Source organism: Peribacillus sp. JNUCC 23, from assembly GCF_053653995.1.
Window position 1 is genome coordinate 3,192,370 of record NZ_CM132202.1, and the last position, 13,442, is coordinate 3,205,811.

At 39.5% G+C, this 13,442-nt stretch carries 11 protein-coding genes; 1 reads left to right on the top strand and 10 read right to left on the bottom strand.

Annotated features, from left to right (window positions below):
- Window positions 1-122 precede the first annotated feature (122 nt).
- Complete coding sequence (gene xylE / locus JNUCC23_RS15375; protein WP_454216091.1) at window positions 123-1,538, top strand: D-xylose transporter XylE; 1,416 nt, start codon at window positions 123-125, stop codon at window positions 1,536-1,538.
- 96 nt (window positions 1,539-1,634) lie between these two features.
- Here xylE and JNUCC23_RS15380 read toward each other — a convergent pair whose 3' ends face one another.
- The 10 genes from JNUCC23_RS15380 to JNUCC23_RS15425 all read right to left on the bottom strand — a co-directional run bounded on the left by JNUCC23_RS15380 (window position 1,635) and on the right by JNUCC23_RS15425 (window position 13,317).
- Window positions 1,635-2,702: a M42 family metallopeptidase gene (locus tag JNUCC23_RS15380; RefSeq protein ID WP_454212238.1), complete on the bottom strand. Its 1,068-nt coding sequence runs from the start codon at window positions 2,700-2,702 to the stop codon at window positions 1,635-1,637.
- A gap of 217 nt (window positions 2,703-2,919) precedes the next feature.
- Window positions 2,920-4,548 (bottom strand): ABC transporter substrate-binding protein, encoded by a 1,629-nt coding sequence (locus JNUCC23_RS15385; protein ID WP_454212240.1) that lies wholly within the window; start codon window positions 4,546-4,548, stop codon window positions 2,920-2,922.
- Between the two features lie 64 nt (window positions 4,549-4,612).
- Entirely contained in the window at window positions 4,613-5,509 is an 897-nt protein-coding gene (locus JNUCC23_RS15390; RefSeq protein WP_454212242.1) for an ABC transporter permease, read from the bottom strand.
- 17 nt (window positions 5,510-5,526) lie between these two features.
- A complete protein-coding gene (locus JNUCC23_RS15395; protein WP_062177562.1) occupies window positions 5,527-6,531 on the bottom strand; it encodes an ABC transporter permease in 1,005 nt (334 codons plus the stop codon).
- 47 nt (window positions 6,532-6,578) lie between these two features.
- A complete protein-coding gene (locus tag JNUCC23_RS15400; RefSeq protein ID WP_454212244.1) occupies window positions 6,579-7,523 on the bottom strand; it encodes an ABC transporter ATP-binding protein in 945 nt (314 codons plus the stop codon).
- Complete coding sequence (locus JNUCC23_RS15405; RefSeq protein ID WP_062177556.1) at window positions 7,520-8,512, bottom strand: ABC transporter ATP-binding protein; 993 nt, start codon at window positions 8,510-8,512, stop codon at window positions 7,520-7,522. Before JNUCC23_RS15405 ends, JNUCC23_RS15400 begins: the two co-directional genes overlap by 4 nt.
- An 868-nt stretch (window positions 8,513-9,380) precedes the next feature.
- The gene (locus tag JNUCC23_RS15410) at window positions 9,381-9,581 is read right to left on the bottom strand and encodes a cold-shock protein (protein WP_062177553.1); all 201 of its coding nucleotides are present in this window, start codon (window positions 9,579-9,581) and stop codon (window positions 9,381-9,383) included.
- Between the two features lie 728 nt (window positions 9,582-10,309).
- Window positions 10,310-11,977: a ribulokinase gene (locus JNUCC23_RS15415; RefSeq protein ID WP_454212246.1), complete on the bottom strand. Its 1,668-nt coding sequence runs from the start codon at window positions 11,975-11,977 to the stop codon at window positions 10,310-10,312.
- Window positions 11,978-12,306: 329 nt separating this feature from the next.
- The gene (locus tag JNUCC23_RS15420; RefSeq protein WP_454212248.1) at window positions 12,307-12,729 is read right to left on the bottom strand and encodes a DUF1801 domain-containing protein; all 423 of its coding nucleotides are present in this window, start codon (window positions 12,727-12,729) and stop codon (window positions 12,307-12,309) included.
- A 123-nt stretch (window positions 12,730-12,852) separates the two neighbouring features.
- On the bottom strand, window positions 12,853-13,317 hold the full coding sequence (locus JNUCC23_RS15425) for a hypothetical protein (RefSeq protein ID WP_454212250.1): 465 nt from the start codon (window positions 13,315-13,317) through the stop codon (window positions 12,853-12,855).
- Window positions 13,318-13,442: the final 125 nt, after the last annotated feature.

Here is a 13,442-nt window from a genome sequence, read left to right on the forward strand (position 1 = left end):
ATCTGTTCCAACTATCCGTTTGCAATGAATTGAAAGCGTTATTATTTTTTGATAAAAATAGTGCTAGACGATTTAGTTACTCACTTTCCTATTTGGTTTTTAAAATCTGTCTTTCATAAATGATGAAGCAAAAACGAAACGTACTTTATATTTCTGCCATTACACTTGTCGCTGCGATTGGTGGTTTACTTTTCGGGTATGACACAGCTGTTATATCTGGGGCTGATAAGTCAGTAGAAGCCTATTTGATTAAACCATTAGGCTTAGGCTCTTTAGCACATGGGGCAACGATTTCAAGCGCATTAATCGGCTGTATCATCGGTGGCTTGCTTTCTGGTTATTTCGCGTCAAAATTTGGTCGTAAACATTCATTGATCGCAGCTGCTGCCCTTTTCTTCCTATCAGCATTAGGCTCTGCTTATCCTGAGTTTTTATTTTTCACAAAAGGAGATCCATCCATCGCTTTATTACTAACCTTTAACCTGTATCGAATCATCGGGGGAATTGGTGTCGGCTTAGCTTCAGCGATTGTTCCGATGTATATTGGTGAAATTGCACCTGCTAATATTCGTGGTCGATTAGTATCATTCAATCAATTTATGATCATTTTTGGGATGTTAGTCGTTTACTTTATTAACTGGGGCATTGCTAACGGTCAAACAATTGAATGGATTAACGACATTGGCTGGCGATATATGTTTGCTTCAGAAGCTATTCCAGCGCTATTCTTTGGTACTCTTTTACTTTTCGTACCAGAAACACCTCGATATTTAGCATTGAAAAATCAAGATGATAAAGCGCTAGCCATACTTACGAGAATTAATGGTTCAAAAGAAGCGAAATCGATTTTGAGTGAAATTAAACAAACAGTAACGGGAAATATTTCTTCTGAAAAATTATTTGCTTACGGAAAATTAGTGATCGTTGTTGGAATCCTTCTCTCTGTCTTCCAACAGTTTGTTGGGATCAACGTTGCATTATACTATGCCCCGCGTATTTTTGAAAGCATGGGGGCTGCCAAAGATGCTTCGATGTTACAGACCATTGTTATGGGACTGATCAATGTGGTCTTTACGGTTATCGCCATTTTGACAGTGGACAAATGGGGGCGTAAACCTTTATTAATCATTGGTTCCATTGGTATGGCGATTGGCATGTTTGGTGTAGCAGGATTGGCTTTTTCAAATATTATCGGGATGAGTACTTTACTATTTATTATTGTCTACACCGCTTCATTCATGATGTCATGGGGTCCAATCTGTTGGGTACTGATTTCAGAAATCTTCCCTAACAAAATTCGTGGACAAGCCGTGGCCATTGCTGTAGCTGCACAATGGGCTGCTAACTATCTGATTTCATCTACTTATCCAATGATGATGGAATTTAGTGGTGGGTTAACGTACGGTTTCTACGGGCTAATGAGTGTACTTTCAGCAATCTTTGTTTGGAAGTTTGTTCCTGAAACGAAAGGTAAGACGCTCGAGCAAATGGAAAGTATTTGGAAAAAACCTACTGGTAATCAGCATAAAGCAGGATAAAAAGAAAAAAAGGTCAGACCCGCACTATAATATACAGACCAAAGTAAGCATCATTACGACTATGGACTGTATATAAAATGCGTGGTCAGACCTTTCTCACGTATCCAAAAACGTCTTCCCTTTTAATTCATTCAATGTGACTACAAATTCATAGAGAAGTTGATAGGAGTTTTCCATATCTTCTAAGTCTACTACTTCAATAGGTGTGTGTGTATAGCGTGATGGGATGGAAATAACACCTGTTGATACACCTTTATGTGTCATATGGATCGCTCCTGCGTCTGTACCAATGCCCATGAATACTTCAAGCTGATGAGGGATATGGCCATCTTCTGCTATCTTCTTCAAATGTTGCGTGACAAGTGGATGAGCGATGAACGATTTATCGACTATTTTAATACACGGACCAGCACCTAATACGCGTGTACCTGTCATCAACGCGTCATTTGTATCACTCGTCGGTGTGGTATCTAGTACTAAAGCGAAGTCAGGCTCGACAGCCGCTGATACGACGGATGCCCCTCTTAATCCTACTTCCTCTTGAACGGTAAATGCTCCGTAAATATCGCCATGTTTGGCACCTGTTTCACGTAAATTTTGCAGCAAGCGAATCAGTAGAGCACAGCCTGCTCGGTCGTCCAATGCTTTTCCGACAACACGATGGTTGCCAATTTTCTTAAATTCTGTCCCGTAAGACATAGGTTGACCTACGCGAATTCCCATTTCTGAGACCTCTTCTTTTGAACGAGCACCAACATCTATGTAAAGTTCGCGATGATTAGCCACTCGGTTTGGATCATCCCATTTCACATAATGAACAGATAAAGTCCCAATGACACCATGTACAATGCCACGATCTGCTTTTATAAATACAGGCAAGGAAAGTAAGATTCGATCATCAAAGCCACCTAATTTTTCAAAGCGAATCAAGCCGTTTTCTTCAATTTTTTTGACAATAAAGCCAATTTCATCTGTGTGGGCCGCAATGACTAAAGATGGGAAACTTGCATCATTCCCTTTTATTTTCACGAGTAAATTACCAACTGCGTCAACATGATATTCATCTACATAGTCTTTCACTTCACGTAAAATAAACCGTTGAACATCTTGTTCGAAACCGCTTGGCCCGACGAGATTACTTAGATTTTTTAAGAGTTCAAACATTGATAGCCCTCCTTGTATAAAATTAGGGTCAGACCCCACAACATTATCTCGTTTATATAGGTCGTAAATGACTTTTTAAACGTTATATGGAGTGTGGGGTCAGACCCTTTTTCGTTTTTATATTGTGAATCATGACACTTTAAACGTTATATCGAGTCTATGGTCAGACTCTTTCGCGTAAATGACGCTATAAGTTTTCTTGCGTGTGAGTTTTTTCTTAATTCGTCAAGTACACTTCAGCAAAATTATCATTTTCCATTGGGTGAGCGTTAAATCCTTGTACATAGCCCCCAAGACCCATAGGTGGTGTTGTGTGACCAATCGTTACCCATGGTGCATCTTGATGGAAAATTTCCTGTGCTTGTTTGTACAACTTGATGCGTTCGTCTTGATCAAAGGTTACGCGTGCTTGTTGTAATAAATTTGTAAACTCTTCATTATCATAGAATGCACGATTGCTGGCTGGTTTTTCGATATTCGTATTACTTAAGTTCGGGAATAAGAAATTATCTGGATCAGCCATAACGCCCGTCCAACCGTATAAGGCCATTGGGTGCTCACCTTCACCTGTCTTTTGTAAATACGTTGCCCACTCATACGTTTTGATTTCTGCGTCAATTCCGATCGCTTTTAAGTTTGCTTGCATCGCTTCTGCAATTTTTAATGGTTGTGGTAAATACGGTCTTGGATTGCTCATCGTCCATAATTCTGTTTTGAAGCCGTCAGGGAAGCCTGCTTCTGCAAGTAGCTTTTTCGCTGCTTCTACATCGTATTTGTAATCTTCAATCGCATCATTATAGCCCCAAAGTGAAGATGGGAATGGGTTTTTCGCTACTTCTGCATAGCCATTATAGAATGCATCAATTAGCTCTTTTTTGTTAATCGCCATATTAATCGCTTGGCGCACTTTTACATTATCAAATGGTGCCATTTGTGTATTGAACACCATGAATCCTGTGTTAAAACTTGGACGCTTAATCAGACTTAATTGTGAATTTGCTTTAATTGTATCGGCATCATCTGGATTTAGGCCATCAATGATATCAACTTCGCCACTTTGAAGAGCGGTTAAACGGGATGAATTATCCGGAATCACACGGAAAATCATTTCATCCAAATACGGTTGTCCATCGACATAATAATTTTCATTTTTCTTTAAGACAACTTTATCATTACGACTCCAGCTATCAAACTTGAATGGTCCCGTGCCAACTGGGTGTTCATAAAACTTGTCGCCATATTTTTTAATCGCATCAGGACTGGCAATCCCGAACATTGGAATCGCTAGATAGCTAAGAAATGGCGCTGTTTTTTCTGTTAGTGTAAATTCAACTGTTGATTCATCTACTGCTTTTACAGAGGCAATTTTGTGATTTGGATCACCTTTAAATCCACCATATAGGAATGGATAGTATGGGAAATCTCCTTTATGGTATGGGTTTGCTGGATCCATCCAACGCTCAAAGTTGAATACGACAGCATCTGCGTTAAAATCGGTGCCATCTTGGAACTTTACACCTTTTTTAAGCGTCAGTGTCCATGTTAAGCCATCCTCAGAAACTTTATGAGATTCCGCTAGTTTTGGTTGTAATTCAAGCTTATCATCATAAACAAACAATGTTTCAAAAATATTATGCGTCACACGAATCGACTCACCATCGGTTATATTGATTGGATCTAAGCCAATTGAATCTGCGCCACGGCCATAAATTAATGTACCGCCAGCTTTTGGTTCTGTTGTTTCGCTCTTGTCTCCGGCTTTTTCTTTGTTCCCACCAGAACAAGCAGTAAGTAATAATGTAAGTACGACTAAAATACTTACAAATAATGAAGAATTTCTTTTCATCATCGTTCCCCCTATTTTCTATATGGAAAGCGGTACGACGAATCGTCCCGCTAACTACCTACTTTTAGTTTTTCATTTTTGGATCTAAGGCATCTCTGAGTCCATCCCCCATTAAGTTAAACCCAAGCACGGTCAGCATAATCGCGATCCCCGGGAATAAAACGGTCCATGGTGCCTGAATAATGTATTGCCTTGAATCGGCAAGCATTTTCCCCCATTCCGCTTGCGGTGGTTGAGCACCCATCCCTAAGAATCCGAGTGCTGCTGCCTCAATAATGGCTGTTGCGATGGCTAATGTAGCTTGAACAATAATCGGCGCCAAACTATTCGGCAACACATGATGGAACAAAATACGACCATCACTCATCCCTACTGCTCGAGCCGCCATAATATATTCTTCCTGTTTCACACTGAGTACTTTCGAACGAATGAGTCTGCCGAAATTCGGAATATTAATAATCGCTATCGCAATTAAGGCATTTTGTAAAGATGGCCCTAACACGGCTACGACCGCAATCGCTAATAGAATACTAGGAAATGCGAGCATTATATCAAAAATCCTCGAAATCACTGTATCAATCCATCGTCCGTAATATCCGGCGATAATGCCAAGGAAGCACCCGACGATAACAGATCCCGATACAGAGACAAGGCCGACCCATAATGAGATTCGAGCCCCATATAATACACGGGAAAAAATATCCCTGCCAAAGTCATCTGTTCCAAACCAATGCTCAGGCGAAGGTGGGTTATTTCGGATGGATAGTTCTTGTTCATTGATTCCGTATGGGGCTAATAGCGGTGCTAAGACCGCAATGATCATAAAAAATAGCACAATCCCTAAGCCAACCAATGCTACTTTGTTTTTCTTAAAGCTTTTCCATCCTTCCCGCCATGGGGAAACCGCTTCTTCCTGTTGAAGCTGGTTTGTCTCATTTTCACGTTTTGCTAAAACCGGCACAAAAATCCCCCTTCTCTTTAGTTGTATTTAATACGTGGATCGATAGCAACATACAGAAGGTCCACAACTAGATTAATCAGTATGAAGATGGTAGCAATGATTAATATGCCAGACTGAATCACTGGATAATCACGAAACCCAATCGCTTCATAAATATAACGGCCAATTCCAGGCCAGCCGAAAATCGTTTCCGTTAAGATTGCTCCACCAAGTAATAGTCCTACTTGCAAGCCGATTACAGTTAACACTGGGATGACCGCATTTTTCAACGAATGCTTGTACACAACAAAAAACATCCTCATCCCTTTTGCACGTGCCGTTCTAATATAATCGGAACGCATCACCTCTAACATACTAGAACGAGTAATACGGGCAATAATCGCCATTGGAATCGTTGCAAGAGCTAAACTTGGCAAGATTAGATGTCGGATGACTTCACCGAATTGGTCAAATCTACCAGCAATCAATGTATCGATTAAATAGAGATTCGTCACCACTTCAACTGGATCACGAACATTCTCACGCCCTGTTGAAGGAAGCCAACCTAACTCTAAAGAAAAAGCCCATTGCTCCATTAAACCGAGCCAGAAAACCGGAATCGAAATCCCAATTAACGCCAGGATCATCGCGGTATAATCAAACCATGAATTTTGAAACCATGCACTAATAATCCCTGCATTTACGCCAATAAAAATAGCAATAAACATTGCAACCAATGATAATTCCAATGTCGCTGCAAGGTATGGCCAAATTTCATCCTTAATTGGCGCTGAGCTTCGTAATGATTCCCCTAAATCTCCTGACAGGAGCCCTTTTACATAGTGAAAAAATTGCACATACCATGGATCGTTTAAGCCAAGCTTTTCTGTTAATTGCGCCATCGCTTCTTTTGTTGCTTGCTGCCCTAAGATCACTTGGGCTGGATCACCTGGGATTGCTCGAATGATGAAAAACACAACAAATGTCATACCAAATAGGACGGGTATAAGCATCAATAGACGGCGAATTGTGTACGTTAACACAAGAACCCCTCCCCTTTCATTTCTACATATCAATGTTTAGTCAAAAATCACTTCAAACGACAAGCCACAAAATGACCTGGTTCAACTTCTACTAAATCATCACGTTCTGATTCAATATTCATCCAAGAATCATCGATGACATACGGACTTGGCAATGTACCAAATTGGATCGCAGCTTGTGCATCTGCTTGATAATATTCCGGATCCGGAATCGGAACTGCTGCTAACAATTGTTGGGTATATGGATGAAGCGGATTTTGATAAATTTTCTCAGCGTCAGCTAGCTCCACCATCCGTCCTTTATACATGACCCCGACTCGATCACTAATATGGCGGACAACGCCAAGATCGTGAGCGATAAAGATATACGTTAATTGAAATTCCTTTTGCAAGTCTTTCAATAGATTGAGTACTTGAGATTGGATCGATACATCCAGTGCTGAGACCGGTTCATCTGCAATGATCAATTTCGGATTGGTCATTAACGCCCGGGCAATGCCAATACGTTGACGCTGACCACCACTAAATTGATGGGGATAACGTCTCGCGTGATAACTAGTTAGCCCTACTACTTCTAACATTTCACTAACCTTTTTCTTTCGTTCCGTCGCATCCCCAATTCCGTGGACGAGTAGCGGTTCCTCTAATATCTTTTCCACTGTATGTCTCGGATTAAGAGATGCATAAGGGTCTTGAAAGATCATCTGAATATTACGCCTTACTTTTCTCATCTCTTTTTTAGGTAGAGCCCGAAGATCTTGATTATCAAAGAGGATCGACCCGTCTGTCGGTTCAATTAACCGAAGCAGCATTCTGCCTGTTGTCGATTTTCCACAGCCACTTTCTCCAACAATCCCTAATGTCTCGCCTTCATTGACATGGAAAGAAACACCATCAACAGCCTTCATATCGCCGATTTTCTTCCCTAAAATCCCGCCCGTAATCGGGAAGTATTTTTTTACATTTTCCACCTGTAATATCGGTTTGGTCATCCGGAAACACCTCCTTGATGTTCATGAAGGAAGCATCTTACTTTTTGTCCCTCTCCTGTTTGATACAGTTCAGGGGTTTCCGTAAAACATCGATCAAAGGCATGCTCACAGCGCGCAGCAAAACGGCAGCCTTCTTTAATACTTCCTGGTTTCGGAACATTGCCTGGAATCGAATAAAGCCGATCGACTTTTTTTCGCATATCAGGGACAGATTTAATTAACCCAACAGTATAAGGATGCTTTGGATTTTTGTAAATCGTCGCAATATCCCCTTCTTCGACGACCTTTCCGGCATACATAACAACAATTCGCTGACAAACTTCGGCTACAACGCCAAGGTCATGGGTAATCATCATAATCGCCGTTTGATAGTCTTGATTTAACTTTTTCATGAGCTTGAGAATCTGTGCTTGAATGGTGACATCTAGAGCAGTTGTCGGCTCATCAGCGATTAACAATTGCGGATTACAGACCATAGCCATCGCAATCATGACTCGTTGACGCATGCCGCCAGATAACTGGTGAGGGTATTCATTTAGCAACTCTTCCGCGCGAGGTAATCCAACCATTTGCAAAATTTCAATCGCTCGTTCCTTCACTTGCTGCTTATTCCATTTGTTGTGTAAGCGAATCGTTTCCATAATCTGATTCCCAATCGTAAACAGGGGGTTTAAAGACGTCATCGGTTCCTGGAAGATCATCGTAATATCATTGCCTCGAATTTGCCGCATCCGTTTTTCCGATGCCTTCGTCAAATCCTCGCCTTTATACAAAATTTCTCCGCCGACAATCTTTCCAGGAGGACTCGGGACTAAGCCCATAATCGATAACGAAGTCACCGATTTCCCGCAGCCCGATTCCCCCACAACCCCAAGGATTTCTCCTTTATTAATATAAAAGTCGATATCATCTACCGCCGCTACTTCTCCACCATCTGTAAAAAAAGAAGTACGCAGATTTTTCACTTCTAAAACAGATTCACCGCTCATATGAAAGCTCCTTCCAATAACATCTCCCGACATTCCATTCGAATTTTAATGCCAAATAGTGCATTTAAATACATTCAATTCTTATAATTGTATACATAAAAAAATTCCCAATTTGGCCAAAAGTCAATAAACTAAAACGAGAAGAACTTCTAACTACTATTTTTATACTTTACTGATATAATAATATTTTTAGAATCTTTGTTGTTTTCATGTAGTATACCGCAAAACTCTACATTATTCTACAGTATTTTCACACACATTAAGAGGCGATTAGGCATCTGGAACCTTTTGGAGAAATGGACTTAGTGCCTGAAAACGCTATGATTTCAGGCATAAAAGACAGAGAGCCCGATTGAATGGACTCTCTGTCTTTGCTTATTTTTTCTGTAAAACTGGAGAAGAAGTTTTATAAGAATTCAACTATAAGATAACAAGTCTGATTTTCTCTCGTTACATGCTGCGTGTGAAGCTTGATTTCAGCCAGATCACACTAGCATACATAGTAGGGCTACTATTCGAAAAAAGTTTTGACAAATATCGAGTGATGACAAGCCAGAAAACTAGTTGATCGGTAGCTTTGTTTCGTACATCCCCCTAGCTTTTCTAACATTCTGAGCGGGAAATCAGATTTGCGCGTCAGAGCCAATCCTTACCAGTAAGTTATCAAAGTTTAATCGGTAGTATACCCTGGCTAAATTTAAGGAATTCAACAAAATATTAGAGATCATAAGGATATCAAACTACTTTACTTGTATGATCCTCTCCCCATCCAAACATTGAGTAGGGGTTTTTATCAAAAATTTAATGATTTAGACAAATAAAAAACCAGACTCTCATAAAAGAGCCTGGTTTGTATATGATGTCAATATTATGCTTTTTGAACATTTGTAGCTTGAGGTCCACGTTGACCTGCTTCTACATCAAAAGTAACTTTTTGACCTTCATCTAATGATTTGAATCCTTCACTTTGGATAGCAGAGAAGTGTACGAATACGTCGTCTCCATTTTCACGCTCGATAAATCCAAAACCTTTGTCTGCATTAAACCATTTAACTGTACCTTGTTCCATTTTTGTTGCCTCCTAGTGTGAAAAACACACAATGTGTTACTATCCCTGCCAAAGTGATCATTAAGACGTAAAGTTGAAACTTCTACAATCCCTTACACCGAACAAAAATAATTCTTCTTTATCTTATCAGGAATTGAAGAGAATAGCAAGCTACTTTAAAACTATACTTTTAATTGATTAATTCGTGCAATAGATTCCAGTAACTGCGAAGGAAGAATTATTAACAAAATTATAATGTCGGACAGACCCAGTTATGGAAAAAACATCGATCGTCCATGAGAAACCTTGGTGAATTAATTGAGAGATTGTCCCTTCCAGGTGATTAAACACCCGCACATTTACACCACTCTATCGTCTGGTTAGTAAATAAGGAATTTTTTGCATCTCTTTTCATCTTACATCTATGTCACCCATTCATACTTTATCGCGATATTTGACGCACCATACAATAAGGTACGGAATGGAGTACGCATATCCCCTACCATGCTTAACGTCTAGCAAATCTTCCATTTCATTTTAATGGTAACATATGTTAAAAGATTTAAGGGAAATAAGAGCACTATATTAGTACTTTTTTGTATATGTTTGTCTGAACATATGTCGGATCGTTAACGTGGCATAAGCCACGCCCCATCCGAAGTCGATTCATTTCATGGCTAAAGTCACGAGTATTCTCGGCTATTTCATAAAGTGTGAACACAACAGGCCTTTCATTTACATTTGTATTTCTAGTTTCCTGTCATTCTCATGTTTTTCAAGCCATGCATGATTTCATACTTCTCCCGACCAAAATAATCATGTAGATCCAGATAATATTTATAAAGCTCATCATATATTTTCACATTTTCTGCGATTGGAACGAAGGCTTCGTCTTTAACTTTGGCCATCTTATCAGCTGCTTCAAAAATCGTGTCGTAGCCACCATGATTTCCCCCTGCAGCAACAGAAGCATACATGGCAGCACCTAAAGCCGTTGTTTGATTGGAAGCAGGTATTTTTATTTCACGATTGGTTATATCAGCATATATTTGCATAAGCAAATGATTTCGCTGTGGCAGACCACCACATGCGAAAAGTTCCTTAACCTCTACCCCTGCATCGGTGAAATTTTCAATAATTTTTCTAGTCCCAAATGCTGTCGATTCTAATAAAGAGCGATAAATTTCTTCCGGCTTCGTAGCTAATGTCAATCCGATAATCGTCCCAGATAAATTGGCATCGACTAAAACAGAACGATTGCCATTCCACCAATCTAAGGCGATAAGACCAGATTGTCCAGGTTTATACGCTGATGCTTTTTCCTCTAATACTTGATGCACATTCTTTCCTGCTTCAATTGCCTGTTTTTCGACATAACCCGGTACGGCTTGGTCAACATACCAAGCAAAAGAATCGCCGACAGCAACTTGACCAGTCTCATAACTGTAATATCCAGGAATAATCCCATCTTCGACAATCCCACAAACCCCTTCAATTGCTTTTTCTTTATCAGAAATAAGCATATGGCAAGTAGAAGTCCCCATCGCTAATACAAACTGGCCAGGGTGTACGGCTCCAACAGCTGGTACTCCAGCATGAGCATCAATAATTCCAACAGCGACAGAAATCCCTGGTAAGAGCCCTAACTTATGGGCCATCTCTTCTGTTAGTTCTCCTGCCTTCTCACCAATCGACCGAACCTCGCCACGCATTTTTGTTTCTAATATATGTTCAAAACCTGGATGTAATGCTTTAAAAAATGAAGCTTCTGGATACCCAGCTTCTTTATTCCAAAATGCTTTGTAACCACATGTATTACTACTTCGAATCAGATGGTTGGTTAATCGATACGTGACCCAGTCACAAGCTTCGATAAATAAGTCTGCTGCGTAAAAAACCTCAGGTGCCTCTTTGATAATTTGTAGGATCTTCGGGAACATCCATTCCGATGAAATTTTGCCACCATAACGATGTAAAAATTCTTCTTTTCTTTCTTTGGCTAATCTTGTTATTTCATCTGCTTCCCTATGCGCCGCATGATGCTTCCATAACTTCACCCAACTATGTGGATGGCTTTCCCAGTTTGGATCGAAGCATAATGGATGTCCATTTCGATCTAAAGGTAAAATAGTGGAGGATGTAAAGTCAATCCCTATTCCGATGACATCTTGTCTATCAATTTGAGCCAAACGGATCACTTCAGGAACGGATTGAAAAAGGACTTCTAAATAATCTCTAGGATGTTGTAGGGCCCAATCTGGTTGAAGTGGCTTTCCATTCGGCAGTGCCTCATCTAAAACGCCATTTTTATATGGAGTTACATGAGTAGCGATCTCCTCACCAGTCGAAACATCTACCAATAGCACTCTCCCTGATTCCGTTCCGAAATCTATTCCGATCGTATATTTTCTAGTCATATCGTTTTCTCCTTTCTTAGTTGCAAGCATAGTAGACAAATAATTTAGAAGAAACCTTTATTTGGTAAAAGGGCTATCTAAAAGGGTCCGACCCTTTTAGAACAGCCCTGTTTCGTATTCGTTATTTATATAAAGGACCGTACGCTTCAGAATCTTCCTTTCATTACTAAACCATTTACAGGTTGATAATGTAGACACTCCTGCTTATTCTGTTTATTGCTGGCGAGGAAGAATACTTAAAAGAAGCCAAACAGTTGAATCTAGTTTCATCTATCATTGATTAGATTCAAACTACTTGAAAATTTAAGTCATTGGCTCTCTTTAAACACTTACTCATTTGGATAGGTTTCTTTCAAAAACTTTACTGATTGATGAATTAACGCTTGTAAAACATCAACATCAATATCCGCTATTTTATTTATGTACACACACGCTTTTCCTGTAGTATGTTTGCCAAACTCCTTTAACAAATCCTCTCGTTCCGTGTCACCCGGTGCAAAATACAAACTAATTTTAGCTTTTCTGGGTAAAAAGCCAACTAGTGGTGCATCGCCTTCGTGACCAGATACATATTTATAATGATAGGTACCAAACCCAATTATACTCGGTCCCCACATCTTCGCTTGATAACCTGTCGTTTCTGTAAAAATATCTAATAATTTAAATGCGTCTTCACGTTTTTTAGGGTTTTCAACATTTTCAATAAACTCAATGACACTACTGTCGGTTTCTTTTGTTTTTAGTTCGTACATCGTTAGAATCTCTCCTTTTCTTCCGTAGTCGTTTAAATATGGTTAGTGAGCTACACTAAAGCTTCTATATTAATAGCTTTTTTCCTTCCATTCTACCTATCCTTTTGTTGAAGAAAAATCTTGTTATTGTACCTCTACGACAAAAGTATAGGATGAGTCTCCATTTGTCCATTCAGCATGAATTTCAATTACATACTTTCCTTTTTCCAATGGTAAGGTGATTTTGTGTTGATTCAAAGGTAATTCTTCACCACGTTTTTCTTCTTCCCACAAATAAGCGTGTAATTGTGGTTGAGAGCCATTATTAAACTCTATATCCGCTACTGAACTTTGTTCAACTATTTTCGCTTTCATATTTTCAGCTATTTGAAATGGTGCAGCAGCATCCGCAATCACCGTCTGATTAGAGAATAACCCCTTTGTTTCCCATTGATACGTGCCTCTAGCTATTTCAATATTTTCACCATTTATTTTTACGATCACATCGGGTGGCATTTCTGGCGGCTCTTCTGCAGTTTTACTTGAACAACCTCCTACTATGATAATGAACACTATTAGTAGTGCAAATAAATACTGCTTATTTCTCATTTTAATTCCTCCTTTTTTCTGTTAGACGTTGCTGGATTATAAAGGTTACAAATCTTATTACATGATCTAGCCTTAAAGGCCAACATCATATTATAAAAAAATATCAAATCGGGGGGCAAGAACTT

Excerpts from the sequence above, each read along its gene's own strand:
- xylE (WP_454216091.1), top strand. The coding sequence starts at position 123 with ATGAAGCAAAAACGAAACGTACTTTATATTTCTGCCATTACACTTGTC.
- JNUCC23_RS15380 (WP_454212238.1), bottom strand. The coding sequence starts at position 2,702 with ATGTTTGAACTCTTAAAAAATCTAAGTAATCTCGTCGGGCCAAGCGGT.
- JNUCC23_RS15385 (WP_454212240.1), bottom strand. The coding sequence starts at position 4,548 with ATGAAAAGAAATTCTTCATTATTTGTAAGTATTTTAGTCGTACTTACA.
- JNUCC23_RS15400 (WP_454212244.1), bottom strand. The coding sequence starts at position 7,523 with ATGACCAAACCGATATTACAGGTGGAAAATGTAAAAAAATACTTCCCG.
- JNUCC23_RS15405 (WP_062177556.1), bottom strand. The coding sequence starts at position 8,512 with ATGAGCGGTGAATCTGTTTTAGAAGTGAAAAATCTGCGTACTTCTTTT.
- JNUCC23_RS15410 (WP_062177553.1), bottom strand. The coding sequence starts at position 9,581 with ATGGAACAAGGTACAGTTAAATGGTTTAATGCAGACAAAGGTTTTGGA.
- JNUCC23_RS15415 (WP_454212246.1), bottom strand. The coding sequence starts at position 11,977 with ATGACTAGAAAATATACGATCGGAATAGATTTCGGAACGGAATCAGGG.
- JNUCC23_RS15420 (WP_454212248.1), bottom strand. The coding sequence starts at position 12,729 with ATGTACGAACTAAAAACAAAAGAAACCGACAGTAGTGTCATTGAGTTT.
- JNUCC23_RS15425 (WP_454212250.1), bottom strand. The coding sequence starts at position 13,317 with ATGAGAAATAAGCAGTATTTATTTGCACTACTAATAGTGTTCATTATC.